Below are 20,003 nucleotides of genomic sequence, written 5' to 3' on the forward strand. Positions count from 1 at the left end.
TAACTATTACCCTATGGATTTCAAGTTACAGCTAGGCACCAAGCTATCTCATCCCCAGGAGCTTACTTTTCGTAAGTGACTGGGGTGAGATAGTGCAGGTAACAACGCTGTAGCTTGAAAGACGACGGGTAATCAAGAACTGTGTCTTTGGCGGCCTTTGCTGGGCCGCCATTTTTATGCTTACTCCCGTTTCAGCCGATCGGTGTTGGCCAGATACAAGGTCACCACCAGTAATAATATGGCTGCGGAATAAATCAGCGTGTCGAAAGGGTTCTCATGATCAACGATGATCAAACGAATAATCGCGGTAATACCAATATAGATAAAGTAGCGTAGCGGGAAGTGATAGCCCGACTCAAAGTATTTAACAATCAAGGCGATAAATTCGAAGTAGAGGAAATAAATCACGATCCCCTCAATCAGCTGATACGAAGAAGACTCCTCGTTGCTGACGAATAACACTTTCGCCAAATGAAAGGTTTCTTTGACCAAAAAAACCACCAAAATCGCCGCCAATAGCAGCAACCCTACGTTCAGTACCCGCTGTAGCCCCTTTGCGATCATCAATGATCGTGATGTTTTTGCCATGACTTCTCCCGTCGTTCGGCCTGTTATTAATGCAGAAAATGCCTAATGGGCTTTTTCCTAAAGTTGCCCTGAAGGTTTATCTTCAGGCGAATTACCCTATTTTCAATCAGTTGTATGAATTGATTACGCTTGTATATATTTGTAGCAAATTGAAATGTCCTCTATCATGGGCGTAATCTCAGGCATTATGCCTCCAAATTCCCGTAATCTAGAAAGGAACTTTCATGCGAGCTAAACTCCACGCACTGGTCGCGGCAGGCCTTTTCACCTGTTCGTTTGCCAGCTACGCCGGCGGACTGGTGACTCCTGATAACGATCTGCGCAATGACCTCGCCTGGTTATCCGATCGCGGTGTGATTAACGTCAGCCTGTCTACCTGGCCGCTAAGCCAGGAAGAGATCAACTCGGTACTGGCGCAAGCCAAACCGGTGACCAACACCGAGAAAAACGTCATTGACCGCGTACAGCGCCGCGTTGGTGACTTAAAAGCCAATATTACCGTCAGCGGTTATACCTCAACCGACAAACCGGGCACGCCGCAAGGCTTCGGTCAGAGTCACTATGCCGACAGCAGCCTGACCATCGGCGCCGGTGCCAACGGTGAGTTCTGGGACGTGCGCCTGCAAGGTTCAGTGGAAGGCGATCAGCGCGTCTCTGATGGCTCCAAATTCAATATGAACGGTTCATACGGTGCCATCAAAGTGTGGAACCAGTGGCTGTCATTCGGTGAGGTCTCTCAGTGGTGGGGTCCTGGCTATGACGGCAGCCTGATCCGTTCCGACGCGGCACGCCCGGTGGCTGGCTTTATGCTGCAACGTGCCGATCAATCCCCGTTTGAAACACCTTGGCTGTCCTGGATCGGTCGTTGGCAATATCAGATCACTGCTGGACAACTGTCGCAATACACCGCCATTCCTAACACCAAGCTGATCGGTGGCCGCCTGACCATGATGCCAACCGACTTCCTGGAGTTGGGTACCTCACGCATTATGCAGTGGGGGGGTGATGGCCGTACGCAATCCTTCAGCTCATTCTGGGACGCCTTTGCTGGCCGTGATAACGACGACTCCGGCCAGGGTAACGATCCGGGCAACCAGCTCGCCGGTTTCGACTTCAAGCTGAAAATGCAGCCGTTGATCGGTATGCCAGTAAGTCTGTACGGTCAGTTGGTGGGTGAGGATGAGGCGGGCTTCCTGCCATCGCAAAACACCTATCTGCTCGGCCTGGAAGGCCACCCGGAATGGGGCCCTACCGTGATCAACTGGCATATTGAAGGGGCGGATACCCGCGCCGATATGAGCCGTAAGAATTATGTCTATACGCACCATACCTATAAAGACGGCTACTACCAGCAAGGCTACCCGCTGGGCCACGCGATGGGCGGTGACGGTCAGATGCTGTCCGGCCGTGTAGAGCTGGTGTTGGAGGATGGCCAACGCTGGAGCACTCGCCTGGTGTACGCCAAGGTGAACCCGAAAGATCAAAGCATTAACCAGGCATTCCCGAAATCCGACACGCTGAAAGGCATTCAGTTGGGTTGGGGCTATACCTTCACCCATCAGGTGAAGTTTGATACCAGTCTGTGGTACACCGATAACAACAACAGCACCGCCGATGACGTGGGTGCCGGTGTCAGCATGGCCGTACCGATCAATCTGTAATCCCTGCAGATGTCAAAAAACCCGCCGCGGCGGGTTTTTTATTGGCTGCGATTCAGAGCAACTTAACGCCAGGCTTTAAAGCGATTGATCAAGCCGTTGGTTGAGGTGTCATGGCTGGTCACCGCTTCTTTACCCGCCAGTTCCGGCAGAATACGGTTAGCCAGCTGTTTACCCAGCTCTACGCCCCATTGGTCGAAGGTGAAGATGTTAAGGATCGCACCTTGGGTGAAGATCTTGTGCTCATACAGGGCAATCAGGCTCCCCAGGCTGAACGGGGTGATCTCGCGCAGCAGGATGGAGTTGGTTGGGCGGTTGCCTTCAAACACTTTGAATGGGGCAACGTGCTTGACCTCTTCCGGCTTTTTACCCTGTGCGGCGAACTCTTCCTCAACCACGTCCAGAGATTTACCGAACGCCAGCGCTTCCGTCTGTGCGAAGAAGTTCGACAGTAGTTTGGCGTGGTGGTCGCTCAGTGGATTATGGCTGATGGCCGGAGCGATAAAGTCGCAAGGCACCAGCTTGGTCCCCTGATGGATCAGCTGATAGAACGCATGTTGGCCGTTGGTGCCTGGTTCACCCCAGATAATCGGGCCGGTTTGGTAATCTACCGGGTTGCCGTTACGATCAACGTATTTGCCGTTAGACTCCATGTTGCCCTGTTGGAAATAAGCGGCAAAACGATGCATATACTGGTCGTACGGCAGGATCGCTTCGGTTTCTGCGCCGAAGAAATTGTTGTACCAGATGCCGATCAGCGCCAACAACACCGGCAGGTTTTGCTCGGCAGGCGTCTGGGCAAAGTGTTTGTCCATCTCATGCGCACCGCTCAGCAACTGCTCGAAGTTTTCAAAGCCCAGAGACAGTGCGATAGACAGGCCGATTGCCGACCACAGAGAGTAACGGCCACCCACCCAGTCCCAGAATTCGAACATATTGTCGGTGTCGATACCAAACTCGGCCACCGCTTTACCATTGGTAGACAGCGCGGCGAAGTGTTTCGCGACGTGCTGCTGATCGCCAGCGGTGCTCAGGAACCAATCGCGCGCGCTGAGGGCGTTGGTCATGGTTTCCTGAGTCGTAAAGGTTTTAGACGCCACCAGGAACAGCGTAGTCGCCGGATCCAACGGTTTTAGCGTTTCGGCGATATGGGTGCCGTCCACGTTGGAAACAAAGTGCATGTTCAGGTGGTTTTTATACGGGCGCAGCGCTTCGGTTGCCATATAAGGGCCGAGGTCTGAACCGCCGATGCCGATGTTAACCACGTCGGTAATCGGTTTGCCGGTGTAACCTTTCCAGTCACCGCCGATGACGCGGTCGCAGAACTGTTTCATCTTCGCCAGCACCGCATTGACTTCTGGCATCACGTCCTTGCCATCAACAATGATTGGCGTGTTACTGCGGTTACGCAGGGCAACATGCAGCACGGCACGATCTTCCGTACGGTTGATTTTCTCACCGGAGAACATCGATTTGATCGCGCTTTGCAGGTCGGTTTCTTTCGCCAGTGCCTGCAGCTTCTCCAGGGTTTCTGCGGTAATGCGGTTTTTGGAATAATCCACCAGCATCTGATCGTTGAAAGTGGCAGAGAACTTGGAGAAACGCTCACTATCCTGAGCAAACAGGTCACGGATCTGGACGTCTTTGATTTGTTCGAAATGTTGCTGCAGGGCTTGCCAAGCAGCGGTTTGACTAGGATTGATATTTTTCATAGCGCGCTCTTATGCTTGAGAATGAATAGGAGGTGATGGACCGATTGTAGCCTGTTCGACTGTGATTATGATCTCTTTTCTTGCGATAGGCGTTAACTCTCAGACCGCCACACCCCATTTTTACCTTTCCACAACAATCTGCTGATATTTCACCTAACAGCCTGTTATCACGACGCTGAAACGTCCCTCTCACCACGCTTTTCTCTTAATGCGCAGTCCGCAATATTCGGTCGCTCTACTCCCTGCTGAGCGCAGATGAAAATCCCTCAGCGTCTTCCCGTTGACAGTAGCCAATAAACCCGTTATTCCTAATCACCTACTTGCACATCCAGTGTGCAAGCCAGAAGAGGCGCGTCGCCCAGGTAGAGTGTCAGAGGAGCCATTATCCGATGACGGCACTGGAGGGGGAGCGACGCCGAGGCGAGATGCTTACGGCAATCATCACGTCGGCTACAGGGGCTGAATCCCCTGAGTTGTCACCATGGGCTGCTCTGAATGTGCAGTCAGCAAGGTGGGGCGCTTCTGGGTGTATCGTAGCCTCAACCTCTACGCCTGCTCCCTGTTTACCGCTCTTCCCTTGTGCCAAGGCTTATGGAAATTAAATGCCAATTTGAATGGCGTCCCTGACACGAGGTTTTACATGACTCAAGCAGCACCCCAAAACGCAACCGTAGTAGCCAAATTCGGCGGCACCAGCGTGGCCGATTTCGAGGCGATGAACCGCAGCGCCGACGTGGTACTTTCTAATCCCGATGTCCGCTTGGTGGTTCTCTCCGCCTCTGCCGGTATCACCAACCTGTTGGTGGCCCTGGCCGAAGGTTGCGACGCCGACAAGCGCAACGAACAACTGGCCGAAATCCGCCGCATTCAATACGCCATTCTCGATCGCCTCGAGAACCCGATGGTGATCCGCGAAGAAATCGACCGGATGCTGGAAAATATCACCACGCTGTCGGAAGCCGCTGCGCTGGCCACCTCTGCCGCACTGACCGATGAACTGGTCAGCCATGGCGAGCTGATGTCTACCCTGCTGTTTGTGGAAATTCTGCGCGATCGTAAGGTACAGGCAGAATGGTTCGATGTGCGTAAAGTGATGCGTACCGACGACCATTTCGGCCGCGCCGTACCGGACAGCGCCGCGCTGACCGAGTTGGCTCAAACCCTGTTGAAGCCGCGCCTGCAACAGGCGTTGGTGATCACCCAGGGCTTTATCGGCTGCGAACCCAAAGGCCGCACCACTACGCTGGGCCGTGGTGGCAGTGACTTTACTGCAGCCCTGCTAGGTGAAGCATTAAACGTCAGCCGCGTGGATATCTGGACTGATGTCCCGGGTATTTATACCACCGACCCACGCGTGGTACCTGCCGCCAAACGTATCGATAAAATTGCCTTTGAAGAAGCGGCGGAAATGGCCACCTTCGGTGCCAAAGTGCTGCACCCGGCCACTCTGCTGCCTGCCGTGCGCAGCAACATCCCGGTCTTCGTCGGCTCAAGCAAAGATCCTGCCGCAGGTGGCACGCTGGTATGCAATACCACAGAAAACCCGCCGCTGTTCCGCGCGCTGGCCTTACGCCGCAAGCAAACCCTGCTGACGCTGCACAGCCTGAACATGTTGCACGCACGCGGCTTCCTGGCCGAAGTGTTCAACATTCTGGCCCGGCATAATATCTCGGTCGATCTGATCACCACTTCCGAAGTCAGCGTGGCATTGACCATGGATACCACCGGTTCCACCACCACCGGCGGCAGTCTGTTAACCACCTCCCTGCTCACCGAACTGTCCTCGCTGTGCCGGGTGGAAGTGGAAGAAAATCTGGCGCTGGTCGCCTTGATCGGCAACAAACTTTCACAGGCCTGCGGCGTCGGTAAAGAGGTATTCGGCGTACTGGATCCGTTCAATATCCGCATGATCTGCTACGGAGCCAGCAGCTATAACCTGTGCTTCCTGGTACCGGGCGATGATGCGGAGCGCGTGGTACAAACGCTGCATCACAATCTGTTTGAGTAACCCCCTCACCCTAACCCTCTCCCACAGGGAGAGGGGACTGAACGTGCTACAGGTTAATATCTGCACCTACCTGTAGCTCCGGACTCGCCCCCTCTCCCCACCACAGTACAACAGGCATCCCTGGACGCCATATCGGGAGAGGGCCGGGGTGAGGGGAGATTGATTGGCCTTAACTGAATCTAGAGGCTCAGCAAACTGGGCCCACCACAACACACACCATCACCTTAACGTTCAATCTTGGCAAAGGATAACCTCTCTCATGCTGGCAAAAATCACACGTTTATTCCCATTATGGGCCGTGTTGCTCTCCATTGCGGCCTACTACACCCCGTCGACCTTTACCGGCATCAGCCCTTACGTCAGCACGCTGCTGATGCTGATCATGTTTGCCATGGGCGTCACCCTGCGCCTAGATGACTTCAAACGCGTGCTGTCGCGCCCCGGCCCGGTAGCAGCGGGGATCTTCCTGCATTACCTGATTATGCCGCTGGCCGCCTGGCTACTGGCAATGCTGTTCCGTATGCCGCCGGATCTCTCCGCCGGTATGGTACTCGTTGGCAGCGTAGCCAGCGGCACCGCTTCCAACGTGATGATCTATCTGGCTAAAGGCGATGTCGCCCTGTCAGTGACCATTTCAGCCGTCTCTACGCTGGTGGGCGTTTTTGCCACCCCACTGCTGACACGCCTGTATGTTGATGCCGAAATCAGCGTAGATATCATGGGGATGTTATTCAGCATTCTGCAGATCGTGGTGATCCCGATAGGGCTGGGCCTGATCGTCCACCACAGCTTCACCAAAACCGTCAAACGTGTTGAGCCTTATCTGCCAGCCCTGTCGATGGTGTGTATTGTGGCGATCATCAGTGCGGTGGTTGCAGGTAGCCAGAGCCATATTGCCTCGGTAGGATTTGTAGTGATCATCGCGGTGATCCTGCATAACGGCATCGGGCTACTCGGGGGCTACTGGGGAGGAAAAATGCTCGGCTTCGACGAATCTACCTGCCGTACGCTGGCTATTGAAGTCGGTATGCAAAACTCTGGGCTGGCGGCAACGCTGGGCAAGATTTACTTCTCACCGCTGGCCGCGCTGCCGGGTGCACTGTTCTCGGTATGGCACAACCTGTCCGGTTCTCTGCTGGCAGGCTACTGGTCTGGCCGCCCGATCAAGAAAGTGGATTAATAGCAAACAGGCTCACAAGGGGCGCAGCATTTGCGACGCCAACCCATTCATCATCAATCTGAGGGCCGCCAGCGGCCCTTCATTCATTACGGCGTTCTAGGACTTTCCTCCCAATCGCGGTCGTCGTCTTTCTCATCTTGATCCAGCGCGTTATAAGCCACCGCGCAGAACAACGAGTTAAGCCGCTTCATATCCCCCAACAGCGCCAGATGCAGCGAGCTGGTTTCGATACTTTGCACGTTTTGCTGATGCAGGCGATCGACGTGCGCATGGGCATAACGACGATCCAGAATGCGGAAACGGTGCTTGGAACGGCGTAACCGCTTGGCGCTGGTGATATCACCGGAGAGAAATACCGACAGGCTAAGGCGCAGATTGTCAGTCAACTTTTCATGCAATTGGTCCAGTTCGGCCAGACCTTCGGCGGAGAACGAACTGCGCGCACCATGCGATTGATCCGCCACATCACTAGCCATACGTTCGATGATATCGCCAGCCTGCTCCAGGTTGAGGGCCATTTCGATGATCTCCGCCCAACGGCGCGAATCCGCCTCTCCCAGGTCTTCCCTCTGGATCTGCGCCAGGTAAAGTTTGATGGCGGTGTACAACACGTGAACGTCATCATCCAGACGGCGAACTTCTTTGGCCTGGATGCGCTTACCATGCAATACCTCATGGTGCAGGACCATCATATGCTCTATCACATCCCCCATCCGCAGGGTTTCCCGTGCCGCATTGGCCAGGGCCAAACTTGGCGTATCCAGGGCGCTGACGTCGAGGTGGCGTGGCCGCAAACGGGGATCTTCTGTAGGAGCATCGACGATCCACGTTTCGCACAGGCGCGCCATCGGCCCTGACAACGGCACCTGTAGCAGACAACGCACCAGGTTGTAGAACATGTGAAAATAGATCACCAGCTCTTCTGTATTACCAGGCAGCCGCTCAATACCGTGTGCAATCAGGGAAACAAACGGCAGCACCAGCGCACTACCCAACAGTTTGAACAACAGGCTCCCCAACGCCACGCGACGGCCTGCGGCATTCTGGCCGCTGGTGTTCAACATCACCAACAGGCCGCTGCCCAGGTTGGCACCGATCACCAGGCACAGCGCCACCTGTAGAGAAATCACTCCCGAGGCGGTCAACGTCGCGGTCAACAGCACAGCGGCCAGGCTGGAATAGCTGATAATGGCAAACAGGGCACCGATCAGCGCATCGAGCATCACATCGCCGGTCAGCGACGAGAAGATCACTTTAACGCCATAGCCCTGAGTGATCGGCGTCGCGGCGGCCACAATCAATTCCAGCGCCAATACAATCAGGCCAAGACCAATGGCGACGCGCCCCATCTGGCCTACGCGGGTTTGCTTGCGGCTGAGGAATAAAATCACGCCGACAAAAATCAGCAGTGGCGAAAGCCAGGAGAGATTGAACGTCAGCACCCGCGCCATGATCGCCGTGCCAACATCGGCCCCCAGCATAATCACCAGCGCAGGCCCAAGGCCCACCAGCCCTTGCGCCACAAAAGAAGAAACCAGTAACGCCGTCGCATTACTGCTTTGTACCAACGCGGTTACGCCGATGCCAGCCACAAAGGCCAGCGGCTTTTTCTCTATGCTGCTGCTCAGAACCTGGCGCAGATTGGCACCATAGACCCGCATGATGCCGGTCCGGACGATATGGGTTCCCCACACCAGCATGGCAATGGCGGAAAGTAGATTAAGAAGGGTCAACACGGAAGGCTCGCTCCATTGACGCCCGGCAGGCACCACAGGCTATCCCGCCTGCCAGACGCCAGTTAAGCAGGACAGCGGCAAATCGCTTATTGCTATCAAGAAGGAATACTCTAGAGGGAGAGCGCACCACGCATTATCAATCAATGCGACAGCGAAATCATGCAACTACCCGGAATATAACAGTTTCCAATTGTAGCCTAATTTGGCTTCCCTCGGGCGAAAATCGGCCACGGACGCGCAAAAACTGTGCAATATCAATGAACTCTGGCACACGAGTGTTATTCTAATCGTCACACTTCAACCCTTGGTAAACAGAGCTGATGGAACACCCTGGTTTTGCAGCCATTATCGTTGGCGGCGGCGTTGCGGGCTGCACCGCGGCGCTGTTGTTGGCACGCGCGGGCATCAATACTTTGTTACTGGAACGGGGTACTCAGGCGGGCAGTAAAAACGTTAGCGGTGGCAGGTTATACACCCATGTCTTGGCCAATCTGCTGCCGAATTTTGCCGCTACCGCCCCTCTGGAACGCCATATCACCCAGGAAAGACTCTCAATGGTGAGCGGCAATAGCGCGGTGACGTTGGATTATCACCATACCTTGCCCTGTTCCTACAGCCTGCTGCGCGCTCGTTTCGATCCCTGGCTGATGGCGCAGGCGGAGGCCGCCGGTGCACAATGCCTGACTGGTGCCCTGGTCGATGAGCTGATAGTACAGCAAGGCCGGGTGGTCGGCGTTATGACGGCAGGTGAAGCGTTATACGCCAATACGGTGATCCTCGCAGAAGGGGCCAATACGCTGCTTGGCGAGCATGCCGGATTGCAGCCAATGCCACCAGCAGCAACGATGGCAATCGGCGTGAAAGAGGTGTTGGCACTGCCGCGCGAACGGTTGGAAGATCGTTTCGCATTGGAGGATAACCAAGGTTGCGCCTGGCTGTTCGCTGGCCAGCCCACGCAGGGGAAAATCGGCGGGGGTTTCCTGTATACCAACCGCGATAGCCTGTCGCTCGGCGTAGTATGTAATCTTTCCAGCCTCACCGAGAGTAAAATCGCCCTGCCGCAGATGCTGCAACAATTCAAACAGCACCCTGCCGTGCGGCCATTGCTGAAAAATACCGAGTTACGGGAGTACAGCGCCCATCTGATCCCCGAAGGGGGAGCGGAAAGCATGCCACCGCTGTTTGGCCCTGGCTATCTGCTGGTCGGCGATGCCGCGCGGTTATGTATTAATACCGGGCATACCGTGCGGGGTATGGATCTGGCGATGCTATCGGCGCAGGCTGCAGCGGAAACCTTGATTGCCGGGCAAGAGTTGCAGCATTATCCCCTGCGGTTACAGCAAAGTTCGCTCTGGGCGCTGATCCAGCAGTATCGCCGCCTGCCGGAGATGATGTTGCAATCGCCCCATTGGTTTAGCCGTTACCCGCAGTTGGCAGCCGACGTGCTGCAAGAGATGTTTGAGGTCAATGGAAATGCCCCCACACCGTTGCGCAAGCTACTATGGCGCCACGCGCGCCGCATCGGCCTGAAGCAATTACTGAAAGATACCGTCAATGGAATGCGCAGCCTATGAACCAGCCCGATCTCAGCCACAACCATTATCAGGGGGATCACGCCAATCCACACATCATCCTGGCCGATGCACAGGATCGGACGATGCTGATGCGTTTGGTGATCGCCTGCCCCGCTGGGCTGTACCAGTTCCAGCCGGACGGCAGCCTGCGTTTCGACGTACAGGGTTGCCTGGAATGCGGCACCTGCCGCCTGCTGTGTGGGGAAGAAACCATTACCCGTTGGCGCTATCCGCAGGCAGGCAACGGGATTGAGTTCCGCTTCGGTTAAAGGGCGTGGGCCAGAGCCTCTAACACCTCGTGCATGTCATCCACAATCCCTACGTCGGCTTGGGCAAAAATAGCCGCCTGCGGATCCTGGTTGATCGCCACAATCAGCTTGCTATGGCGAATACCGATGGCAAACGCCGGAGCACCAGAAACCCCAGCGGCGATACACACCTCAGGGGCAATGATGGCGCCGGACATGCCCAGCAAGCGATCCATCTCGCACCAGGCGTTCATCACTACCGGCCTACTGGCGGCCAACTCTGCGCCCATGTTGGTAGCTAACTGTTGCATCTGGACAACCTGCTGGGCACTGCCAACCCCTTCCCCGATGGCCAGCACGTAGCGCGCCTGGCTCAGCGGTGACGCTACGGGTTGCGGTGAACACACCGAAGCCAGTATCCACTCGGCATCGGGTATATTGGCTGGTTCAAAGCGCTCGGCTGCCACCGGACCTGGCAGTATTTCCATGCTTACCGCTCCGCTGCGGGCCACGCCCAGGCACCAAGGCTCCCGCATCATCGCCAGCTCGGCGGTGAGATGGTTGCCATAGACGGCTTTGGTTACCCGGCATTCGCTGCCGTTAATTTGTGCCTGTTCTACCGCACAACAGGCAGAACCGCCCATTCGGCAGGCCAGTCGCGTGGCCAACTCGCCGCCTTCATCTCCAGCAAACAGCAGTAATCGGGGTGTGAAAGCTTGCCGCATCTGCTCCAATACCGCTAATCGCGTCTCTGCCAGCCGGGGAGCGCTAACCCAACGTATTTGTGTCACCTCACCGTCCAGACGTGGCAAACTCTGCGGCACCTCATCGCTGAATAGCCAGAGCTCCATGCTCTCTGCAGTAAGCTCGCTCAGCCGCAAGAACTGATTAATCTGACTGGCTTGCGTAGGAAAGTTGGGGGCATCCGCATCCAAGATCAGTGCAATATTCATCATCGCCACCTTTCACCAAGATAATCCCGGCATAACCGCTGCACTTTCTGCTCCACGCTGTCCCCCTCAATCACTGTCCCGGCGCGACGATGCTCCACATAGCTTAAGCCACACAATTGCACATCACTGGCAGGTTGTTCCGCTATTGCCAGGTCGGTGGGTGACAGACGTTGAATCTGCCGTTTACCCGCCGCCAGCTTCTGCTTTAACGTGGGAACGCGTAACGCACTTGCCTGTTGCGAGTTCCCCACCACCAGCACCAAAGGAGACATCACCGTCATCACCTCCTCCCCGTAAGCGGTCTGCCGAGTAACCCGTAAGGTCCCCACTTCTTCTGCCGCAGCTAATTGGCAAACGCCGGTGATACAGGGCCAGCCGAGGCGTTCTGCCAACAGCAAGGGCGTTTGGCTATTTTGCCCCTCCAGGCTTTGTGCCCCCATGACAATCACCTGCTGGAAACCCACACGCTGCTGATAGGTCGCTAGCAGGGCGGCAACCGTTGCAGGGTTAAAACGCAGATCCCACTCAGCAGGCGGTTCAATGCGTACCGCCTGCTGATATTCCAGCGCCATCAGTTGCTTCAGTGCCGGTTCAGCCATAGCATCGGCCACCGTCACGACGCTCAGGTTAAGTTCCCTCTCATCACGCAGCATCAACACCATTTCCGCCGCGCTTTCGTCATAGCCGCTTAACAGACGTCGGGCAAAGCGGGTATCAATCTGCAACCGCTCATCGGGTTGCCAATCGCTTTGTGCCAACATGCCCAGATCCGGTGCGACCTTAATCGCCAACAGCAGGTTCATCCGTTTCTCCTGTCAGTGGGCGATTAACGGCTTTACCGAGGAGGCACCCACCAACGTCATATCCTTGGTTTCCGGTGCCCACATGATTGAGACCACCGCCCCCAGTACCAATACGCCGGTCAGGATCAGCATGGTGCCTTGCAGCCCCAACGAAAGCATCGACAGCGGCAGCAAAGCGGTGCCGATGGCCGAGCCGAGCCGGCTCATTGAAGTGGCAAAACCCACCCCCAGTGAACGAATATCGGTTGGGAAACTTTCCGCCGGGAACACCCCAACCAGATTACTGACCGCCGAAATCGTCAGTGTAAAGATGGCAAACAGCAACAGCATCATCCCCTGCCCCGGCGACACAAAGGCCAAAGCCCCCAAGCTGGCAGCCAGGATCCAGAACGAGCCAATCAGGAAGCGACGGCGCGGCAACCATTGGGTAAGGGCAATTCCCATCACCGCCCCCACCATCAGCAAGCCATTGAGCAGCAGATCGGTGGCGAAGCTTTGGCTCTGCCCCAGAGTGGTCAGGATCGAGGGCAGGAAGGTATAGATGGCGAAATAAGGGATCACCAGGCAGACAAAGAACAGGCTGTTGAACGCGGTACGCCGCCAGTAACGTGGTGAAAATAAGGTGTGCATATGGCGTGCGGTTTCAACCGGGATTTCATCATTGAGGATCACCTGCGGGCCAAAACAGCGCAGCACTACCAGATGAGCCTCGGCGATCCGCCCTTTGCGCATCAACCAACGTGGCGACTCTGGCGTACCAATGCGTAATAACATAATCAATAACGCAGGCACGGCGCTTGACGCCAACAACCAGCGCCAGGACTCCGGCCCCAGATCGGCAAGGAAATGGCCAGCAAATCCGGCGGCAACGTAGCCTAACGTCCAGATCACGCTAAAGGATCCCAGCAGGATGCCGCGATGCTTACGCGGAGCAAACTCGGCCAACATGGTATGGCCTACGGCGTAATCGCCACCTAGCCCGATCCCTACCAATACCCGTAGCCAGAACAGCTGTTCCGGCGTAGTGGCGAAAAATTGCATCACGGAAGCCAACGTGATGATGACAAAACTGAAGCTGAAAATTTTCTGACGGCCAATATGGTCGGAAACCCAACCCAATACCAGGCTGCCAAGGAACAGGCCAATCAGTGCCGAGCTACCGATCATTCCTTCCCAAAACGGCGTCAGCCCCATCTGCGGCTTGAGCTGGGCCAGCGCAAAGCCTATCACTCCCAGTACATAGCCATCGGTGAGATGTGCGCCAAAGGTCAGCCCCGCCATTTTGCAGTGAAAGGCGTTAAGCGGAATATCATCCATGCGCACTTGCCGAGGCAGCCGTGTTTTCATCGTTACCCCCCAATTACTGTGCGAAAGGCCCGGCAAGCCGGGCCAGACAGGATTGTTATTTTTCAATCGGATAAATGGTGCCGGTATTCATGATGCCATTCGGGTCGTACACCTCTTTCAGCGCCTTGAGGATATAGTAGGCACTGCCGTGTTCATCCTTGGTCCAGTGCACACGGTGTTTACCGATGCCGTGGTGATGCACCATCGAACCGCCCTGCTTGATGGTCTCCTCCACAATGATTTTATTCAGTGGATTGTGATACTTGTCGATCTCTTCTTCCGGCTTGCAGTCCACCACGTTGTAGTCGTACACAAAGTACATGTTGGTGCCGTTGATGTAGCTGTGTGACGAGTGGCCGCCCAGCATAGTGATATCACCGGCATGTGGGAACTCATCACGGATGCGGCGGATCACATTCTCGTAAATCGCATTGATACAACCCCAGTCGCCGGAAACCTCGGTAGTGAAGCCCATATTGTTGGTCTTCATTATCTGTACACGTTCTGCCGCCACTTTTTCCGGGCCCCAGTTCAAATTGTTGAACCAGCTTTCAATCAGCTTGCTGTCGACCTTTTTACATTCCGGATAGCGTTTAACGATCTCATCAATCCCCGCGCCGGTCGCCTGCGCGATCCCTTTAGCCCCTTCGGCCATAAAGATCAGCACGCATTTGCCTTCGGCAAAGTGGGTAAAATGCTGGGTCCCGTCCTCTGCGTCATACAAGCGGGCAATGGAAGGGCGATAGCCTTCGACCATCACTTCCCGCAGGATGTCGAAACCGGTTGGCATGTTATCGAGGATGTAACCGTAGAACAGGTTGTTTTCCGGCATATATTTGAAGATTTTCACCGTCACTTCGGTGATAAAACACAGCGCCCCTTCGTTACCGATAATCACGTGGCGGATATCCGGCCCGGCGGCACGGCGTGGCACGTTTTTAATCCGGGTGATGTTGCCGTTCGGGAACACCGCTTCCAGCCCAACCACCATGTCTTCGATCGCGCCGTACAGCGTAGAGAACTGGCCGATACTACGTGTTGCCACCAGGCCACCCATCTGGGCCAACGGTTTGGATTGCGGAGAGTGGCCGGTCGTATAACCCTGGGCACGCAATTGATTCTCCAGCACCTCCAGCGGTACGCCGCACTGAGCCGTGGCCTGCATATTACGGATATCAATGTTGATGACCTTATTCATTCCCGAGCCATCCAGCACCACGGAATTCTTCACTACCGTTTCCAGCCCACCTTCGGTGGCCGAAGCCCCGGTGCGCGGTACGCCAGTGATGCCGTGCTTATTCATGAACGCCAGCACATCAGACACCTGCTGGGTGTCGGCCAATTTCACCACGGCGGCAGGAAGCGGCTGGGTAAACACACCATGAATATCGGCATATTTGCGGAAACGGTCTACGCTGTTTTTCTGCAGCACTTTTTCGTCGGTAATCACCCGCTCTGGGCCAACAAGTTCTTTTAACTGAACGACAATTTCTTCACGGGACAGAGACATAAATAACCCTTCCTAAATTAAGAATAGATAAAATCGGCTTAAGTAAAATTAAAAGGAACCACCCATTAATTTAGCGAACCAAATAACCGCCATCGACAACCAACAAATGACCATTAACATAATCAGAGGCTCGACTGGCTAAAAATACCATCGCGCCCATCAGATCCTGCGTTTCACCCCAACGATTAGCCGGAATATGGTCAAGAACGCGCTTATTGGTTTCTGGGTTTTTACGCGTTTCGACCGTAATATCTGTCGCATAATAGCCTGGCGCAATACCATTAACCTGAATATTGTATTGCCCTAATTCATCGCAATAGGCCTTGGTAAAACCCGCCAACGCATGTTTAGTGGCCGAATAAGCCGGTGACCATTGGCCGCCCAGATAAGAGAACAGGGAACAGATATTAATTATTTTCCCCTGTTTTTTCGGGATCATGATTTTTGCCGCTTCATAGCTCAATTCAAAGGCAGCGGTCAGGTTGATATCGATCATCGGATCCCAATCTTCGCGGCCGAAATCCAGTACCTTATTCAGCTTACAGATACCGGCGTTGTTCACCAGGATGTCCACCGAGCCGAAGGTCTCCAGACACTGGACTATCACTCTGGCAGGCGCGCCTTTCTCAGTAATGTCCACCTGCATAAACTCAACCTTCACCCCTTGCTGCTCGATCATTTCGCGGGTTTGGCCCTTATCCATGATAAAGCTTGGAATGAACAGGTTGGCACCGGCTTTGGCCAACGCCATGGCAAATGCCTGCCCCAGACCGCTGTTACCACCGGTGACGATGGCGGTTTTACCTTTTAGCGAGAAAAAATCTAACGAGAACTCATTTAACGCGTTTATTGACATGATTTTGCCCCTTGGTCTGGAAAAAACGCAAAAAAAAGAGAAAAGCAACCTCCCTGCGCTTGGCAGAGAAGTTACTTTTCTCTTCATCTCTAGTAACTGGCAAAAAAAGTAACACATAGGGTCAAGGCTATTCCGTGACGCCTATCACAGTTTCATTTCTTGCCAGGTCGGATTGATATTAAAACTTATTTATTTCGCAGTGACCCGGTGAATTACTACACAATCAGAACCCACCTAATGTTCCCTACTTCGGTTTTGTGATAACTCTCACAGATGAATTATAGGTTGCCGTGCTATTTATTACCGTAGTTACTGAAAGAGACGAAGAGAAAAGTAACTTCCTGCACTGCGGGAAGCTTGCTTTTCTCTTTTTTTGTTTAACGCGATGTACTCAATAACGGTTAAAAGACGGGGAACATACCAAACATTAACCATTAATGGGTGTATTTATGCGGAACTTCACCATGGAAAAAAATAATTCCCACCGTTGGTTAACGCTGGCAATAATAAGTATCAGCGGCGGAGTAAGTTTCGATCTCGCCTATCTGCGTTATATTTACCAAATCCCGATGGCCAAGTTTATGGGATTCTCCAATACCGAGATCGGCTTGATTATGAGCACCTTCGGTATTACCGCTATTATTCTGTATGCCCCTAGCGGGATCATTGCCGATAAGTTCTCTCATAGAAAGATGATGACCTTCGCGATGATCGCCACCGGCCTGCTGGGGTTGCTGATGGCGGTCTATCCGCCGTTCTGGGTGATGATCCTGATCCAGGTCGCCTTCGCTATCACCACCATCCTGCTGTTATGGTCGGTCTCGATCAAGGCGGCCTCGCTGCTCGGCAACCATGAAGAGCAGGGCAAAATCATGGGTTGGATGGAGGGGCTACGCGGCGTGGGTGTGATGGCCCTGGCCGTATTCACCATGTGGATCTTCTCGCTGTTTGCTCCGGAAAACCCCAACAGCCTGAAAGCAGTGATCCTGATCTACAGCGGCGTATATATCCTGTTGGGCATTCTCTGCTGGTTCTTTGTCACAGACGGCTTTGTCACCAGTGACGAGAGCGAAAAACCGCATAAATTCAGCCTGGGGGATATTCTCTCGGTGCTCAAAATCAGCACCACATGGTATTGCAGCATGATTATCTTTGGCGTCTATACCATCTACGCCATCCTCAGCTACTCCACCAACTACCTGACCGAAATGTACGGTATGACCCTGGTCGCCGCCAGCTATATGGGGATTGTGATCAACAAAATCTTCCGGGCCATGTGCGGGCCACTCGGTGGGATCATCACCACTTACACCCGGCTGAAATCACCCACGCGAGCTATTCAGTTACTGGCGTTAGTCAGCTTGGCCACCCTGGCCGTACTGTTGGTCACCAACCAGAACCCGACCTCGGTCGCCGTGGGGATTGGCCTGATCCTATTGCTGGCCTTCACCTGCTACGCGTCACGTGGTCTGTACTTTGCCTGTATCGGCGAAGCCAGAACGCCAAAATACATTATGGGTACTACCGTGGGGATCTGCTCGGTGATTGGCTTCCTGCCCGACGTGTTTGTTTACCCGGTTATCGGCCATTGGCAGGATACCCTGCCCGCCGCCGAGGCTTATCACAATATGTGGCTGATGGGGTTAGGGGCAACCTGCCTGGTCGTGGTGTTCACCTTCCTGCTGTTTAACAACATCAAGCGCGCCGGCGCCAAAAACACAACAACACAGCCGGTCACCGAATAATTATCTCAAGGAGTTGCGACATGAAGAGCAAGTACCTGATGGGTGTGGACGTGGGCACCCAGAGCGCCAAAGTGGTGATTTTTGATCTAGACGGCAACGCAATTTGCGAAGGGAAACAGCAGTTACGCAAGATGGATATCCCAGCCCCGCTGCTGGCAGAACACCCGGACGACGATCTATGGGATTCGCTTAAGGTGGCTTTCCGCCGCGCCATGCAGCGTTTTGGCGAACGTGGTGGCAAGCCGCAGGACATTCTGGCTATGGGCATTTGCATCGTCCGCTGCTGCCGGGTGCTGCTGAAGGACAACGGTGAGTTGGCCTATCCGGTGATTAACTGGATGGATAAGCGCCTGAACAAGCCCTACGAATATATCGATGCCTATCAGGGCGTGCGTTATGTAACGACCACCTCGGGTTACATCACCCATCGCCTGACCGGTGAGTTCAAAGACACCTGCGCCAACTACATCGGTTGGTGGCCGATGGACAATGACAGCCTCGACTGGAGTACCGATCCCGCCGCCTGGCAAAGCTGCAATCTGACGCGCGACATGGTGCTGGACGTGGTGAAACCCGGTGAAATCCTCGGCCACATCACCCAGCAGGTGGCGCAGCAGCTTGGCATACCCGCAGGTATTCCGGTGGTGGCTACCGCACATGACAAAGCGGTAGAAGCGCTGGGAGCCGGTTCACTGGATGAAGGCGTCGCGCTGATCTCCCTCGGTACCTATATCGGTGCCATGGTACACGGCCATGCCAACGTGAAGGACGCGCAAAACTTCTGGCCGTTCCAGGCTTCGATCCCAGGGCGTTACCTGTATGAGTGCATGGGCGTGCGCCGTGGCATGTGGACCATCAGTTGGTTCCGCGATCAGTTTGGCGCGGCCGCACTGTCTGATGCCCATGACGCCGGAACCAGCATTGAGGAGTTACTGAATCAGGAAGCAGAACGCGTTCCAGCGGGTTGTGAAGGACTGATCACCGTCCACGACTGGGCACCACCGTCTGAAGCAGAATTCCGTAAAGGAGCCATGATTGGCTTCGATGGTCGCCATACTCGTGCCCATATGTACCGTTCGGTACTGGAGGGCATCGCCTTCACCATGAAAAACCATATGGACAAAATGGCGCTGGAGCTGAAAACCCCGTTCAAGCACCTGATTATTTCCGGCGGCGGGGCCAACAGCGATCTGTTTATGCAGATCTTTGCCGACGTGTTTGGCATCCCCTCCAGCCGTAACGTGATGAAAGGTTCGGCAGCGGTGGGCTGTGCCATCAACGCCGGAATGGCGGTGAATGTCTTTAGCGATTACGAGCAGGCCGCGCAGAAACTGGTACGAATGGGGGACAGTTTTGCACCGAATATGGCTAACCATCGGTTCTACAATCAGTTGAATCAGCAAGTATATCAACAGGTAAACCAACATCTGGACCCGCTGCTACAGGCACTCAGTCCGTTGGTCGACTAAAAAGCAGAGGGCACCGCATTCGGTGCCCTTACCCTTACAATTTCAACTTCCATACGTCGTGATTGGTGGTGGCAACGGCGATGGCCCCGGCATTTAGTGCGGTCTGCGCATCATCCTCATCACACACCAAGCCACCGGCAATGATCGGCAAGTCGATCTTTTCTGCCACCCAACCGAGCACCTTAGGCATGCAACCCGGCAGGATTTCGATGCAGTCCGGCGTCGATTGCGCCACCTGTTTGTCGATATTGTGGAAGGAGATCGAGTCCATGATAAACAGCCGATGAATGGTGTAGAAACCTTGCTGACGCGCCGCCTTCACCATCGAGGCTTTGGTGCTGATAATGCCATCCGCCGCCGTGACAATTTTCAGGAAATTAATCACGATCTCCTTGTTGGAGCTGCCTTCCAGCAAATCAACATGCACAAAAGCATATTTGCCCGCGTCCTTCACCTGCTGCACGATGCGGCCAATATTGCAGATGTTGCCGTACAGCACAGAGATGATCTGGCAGTCCGACTTGACCGCGATCTGCAGGCTTTCATTATCTTTGACCGCTGCAATCACCGGATGCAGCTTTAACAGTTCTTCGATAGACACGTTGTTCCCCTGTCT

The 20,003-nt window shown here is 54.6% G+C and carries 16 protein-coding genes and 1 riboswitch; of the genes, 7 read left to right on the top strand and 9 right to left on the bottom strand.

Features of this window, described 5'->3' with window-relative positions:
* Nucleotides 1-180 precede the first annotated feature (180 nt).
* Complete coding sequence (psiE, locus tag D9980_RS17855) at nt 181-588, bottom strand: phosphate-starvation-inducible protein PsiE (RefSeq protein WP_121608016.1); 408 nt, start codon at nt 586-588, stop codon at nt 181-183.
* A 224-nt stretch (nt 589-812) separates the two neighbouring features.
* Between psiE and D9980_RS17860 the strand changes: the two genes are divergently transcribed.
* Nucleotides 813-2,249, top strand: a complete 1,437-nt coding sequence (locus D9980_RS17860) for a capsule assembly Wzi family protein (protein ID WP_121608017.1) — start codon at nt 813-815, stop codon at nt 2,247-2,249.
* 62 nt (nt 2,250-2,311) lie between these two features.
* On the opposite strand, the gene pgi is transcribed toward D9980_RS17860, so the two are convergent.
* The gene (pgi, locus tag D9980_RS17865) at nt 2,312-3,958 is read right to left on the bottom strand and encodes a glucose-6-phosphate isomerase (protein ID WP_121608018.1); all 1,647 of its coding nucleotides are present in this window, start codon (nt 3,956-3,958) and stop codon (nt 2,312-2,314) included.
* Between the two features lie 336 nt (nt 3,959-4,294).
* Nucleotides 4,295-4,488, top strand: a riboswitch (Lysine riboswitch).
* A gap of 110 nt (nt 4,489-4,598) precedes the next feature.
* Here pgi and lysC point away from each other — a divergent pair.
* Both lysC and panS read left to right on the top strand, forming a co-directional pair.
* Complete coding sequence (lysC, locus tag D9980_RS17870) at nt 4,599-5,966, top strand: lysine-sensitive aspartokinase 3 (RefSeq protein WP_024483998.1); 1,368 nt, start codon at nt 4,599-4,601, stop codon at nt 5,964-5,966.
* A 259-nt stretch (nt 5,967-6,225) separates the two neighbouring features.
* On the top strand, nt 6,226-7,146 hold the full coding sequence (panS, locus tag D9980_RS17875) for a ketopantoate/pantoate/pantothenate transporter PanS (RefSeq protein ID WP_024483999.1): 921 nt from the start codon (nt 6,226-6,228) through the stop codon (nt 7,144-7,146).
* Between the two features lie 86 nt (nt 7,147-7,232).
* Here panS and D9980_RS17880 read toward each other — a convergent pair whose 3' ends face one another.
* The gene (locus D9980_RS17880; protein ID WP_121608019.1) at nt 7,233-8,882 is read right to left on the bottom strand and encodes a Na/Pi cotransporter family protein; all 1,650 of its coding nucleotides are present in this window, start codon (nt 8,880-8,882) and stop codon (nt 7,233-7,235) included.
* Nucleotides 8,883-9,202: 320 nt separating this feature from the next.
* Here D9980_RS17880 and D9980_RS17885 point away from each other — a divergent pair, with 320 nt between their 5' ends.
* Nucleotides 9,203-10,456 carry an FAD-dependent oxidoreductase gene (locus D9980_RS17885; RefSeq protein ID WP_121608020.1) on the top strand — a complete coding sequence of 418 codons (1,254 nt, stop codon included), beginning with the start codon at nt 9,203-9,205 and terminating at the stop codon, nt 10,454-10,456.
* Complete coding sequence (locus tag D9980_RS17890) at nt 10,453-10,725, top strand: 4Fe-4S dicluster domain-containing protein (protein ID WP_059199039.1); 273 nt, start codon at nt 10,453-10,455, stop codon at nt 10,723-10,725. The genes D9980_RS17885 and D9980_RS17890 overlap by 4 nt, the downstream gene beginning before the upstream one ends.
* Here D9980_RS17890 and D9980_RS17895 read toward each other — a convergent pair.
* From D9980_RS17895 to D9980_RS17915, 5 genes are all read right to left on the bottom strand, one after another.
* Complete coding sequence (locus D9980_RS17895; protein WP_121608021.1) at nt 10,722-11,660, bottom strand: electron transfer flavoprotein subunit alpha/FixB family protein; 939 nt, start codon at nt 11,658-11,660, stop codon at nt 10,722-10,724. The two genes, D9980_RS17890 and D9980_RS17895, sit on opposite strands and share 4 nt — an antisense overlap.
* Nucleotides 11,657-12,460 (bottom strand): electron transfer flavoprotein subunit beta/FixA family protein, encoded by an 804-nt coding sequence (locus D9980_RS17900; RefSeq protein WP_121608022.1) that lies wholly within the window; start codon nt 12,458-12,460, stop codon nt 11,657-11,659. The genes D9980_RS17895 and D9980_RS17900 overlap by 4 nt, the downstream gene beginning before the upstream one ends.
* Nucleotides 12,461-12,472: 12 nt before the next feature.
* On the bottom strand, nt 12,473-13,807 hold the full coding sequence (locus D9980_RS17905; RefSeq protein ID WP_121608023.1) for an MFS transporter: 1,335 nt from the start codon (nt 13,805-13,807) through the stop codon (nt 12,473-12,475).
* Between the two features lie 55 nt (nt 13,808-13,862).
* Nucleotides 13,863-15,317 (bottom strand): FAD-binding oxidoreductase, encoded by a 1,455-nt coding sequence (locus tag D9980_RS17910; protein WP_065684831.1) that lies wholly within the window; start codon nt 15,315-15,317, stop codon nt 13,863-13,865.
* Nucleotides 15,318-15,387: 70 nt separating this feature from the next.
* Nucleotides 15,388-16,173: an SDR family oxidoreductase gene (locus D9980_RS17915; RefSeq protein ID WP_121608024.1), complete on the bottom strand. Its 786-nt coding sequence runs from the start codon at nt 16,171-16,173 to the stop codon at nt 15,388-15,390.
* Nucleotides 16,174-16,637: 464 nt separating this feature from the next.
* Between D9980_RS17915 and D9980_RS17920 the strand changes: the two genes are divergently transcribed.
* A complete protein-coding gene (locus D9980_RS17920) occupies nt 16,638-17,918 on the top strand; it encodes a nitrate/nitrite transporter (RefSeq protein WP_121608025.1) in 1,281 nt (426 codons plus the stop codon).
* Nucleotides 17,919-17,938: 20 nt separating this feature from the next.
* On the top strand, nt 17,939-19,387 hold the full coding sequence (locus D9980_RS17925; RefSeq protein ID WP_121608026.1) for an FGGY-family carbohydrate kinase: 1,449 nt from the start codon (nt 17,939-17,941) through the stop codon (nt 19,385-19,387).
* 34 nt (nt 19,388-19,421) lie between these two features.
* Here the strand turns inward: D9980_RS17925 and D9980_RS17930 are convergent, their stop codons facing one another.
* Nucleotides 19,422-19,988, bottom strand: a complete 567-nt coding sequence (locus D9980_RS17930; RefSeq protein ID WP_065684828.1) for a glycerol-3-phosphate responsive antiterminator — start codon at nt 19,986-19,988, stop codon at nt 19,422-19,424.
* Nucleotides 19,989-20,003: the final 15 nt, after the last annotated feature.

This window comes from Serratia sp. 3ACOL1 (genome assembly GCF_003668775.1).
Classification (GTDB): domain Bacteria; phylum Pseudomonadota; class Gammaproteobacteria; order Enterobacterales; family Enterobacteriaceae; genus Chania; species Chania fonticola.

Excerpts from the sequence above, each read along its gene's own strand:
- psiE (WP_121608016.1), bottom strand. The coding sequence starts at position 588 with ATGGCAAAAACATCACGATCATTGATGATCGCAAAGGGGCTACAGCGG.
- D9980_RS17860 (WP_121608017.1), top strand. The coding sequence starts at position 813 with ATGCGAGCTAAACTCCACGCACTGGTCGCGGCAGGCCTTTTCACCTGT.
- pgi (WP_121608018.1), bottom strand. The coding sequence starts at position 3,958 with ATGAAAAATATCAATCCTAGTCAAACCGCTGCTTGGCAAGCCCTGCAG.
- lysC (WP_024483998.1), top strand. The coding sequence starts at position 4,599 with ATGACTCAAGCAGCACCCCAAAACGCAACCGTAGTAGCCAAATTCGGC.
- panS (WP_024483999.1), top strand. The coding sequence starts at position 6,226 with ATGCTGGCAAAAATCACACGTTTATTCCCATTATGGGCCGTGTTGCTC.
- D9980_RS17885 (WP_121608020.1), top strand. The coding sequence starts at position 9,203 with ATGGAACACCCTGGTTTTGCAGCCATTATCGTTGGCGGCGGCGTTGCG.
- D9980_RS17890 (WP_059199039.1), top strand. The coding sequence starts at position 10,453 with ATGAACCAGCCCGATCTCAGCCACAACCATTATCAGGGGGATCACGCC.
- D9980_RS17895 (WP_121608021.1), bottom strand. The coding sequence starts at position 11,660 with ATGATGAATATTGCACTGATCTTGGATGCGGATGCCCCCAACTTTCCT.
- D9980_RS17900 (WP_121608022.1), bottom strand. The coding sequence starts at position 12,460 with ATGAACCTGCTGTTGGCGATTAAGGTCGCACCGGATCTGGGCATGTTG.
- D9980_RS17905 (WP_121608023.1), bottom strand. The coding sequence starts at position 13,807 with ATGAAAACACGGCTGCCTCGGCAAGTGCGCATGGATGATATTCCGCTT.
- D9980_RS17910 (WP_065684831.1), bottom strand. The coding sequence starts at position 15,317 with ATGTCTCTGTCCCGTGAAGAAATTGTCGTTCAGTTAAAAGAACTTGTT.
- D9980_RS17915 (WP_121608024.1), bottom strand. The coding sequence starts at position 16,173 with ATGTCAATAAACGCGTTAAATGAGTTCTCGTTAGATTTTTTCTCGCTA.
- D9980_RS17920 (WP_121608025.1), top strand. The coding sequence starts at position 16,638 with ATGGAAAAAAATAATTCCCACCGTTGGTTAACGCTGGCAATAATAAGT.
- D9980_RS17925 (WP_121608026.1), top strand. The coding sequence starts at position 17,939 with ATGAAGAGCAAGTACCTGATGGGTGTGGACGTGGGCACCCAGAGCGCC.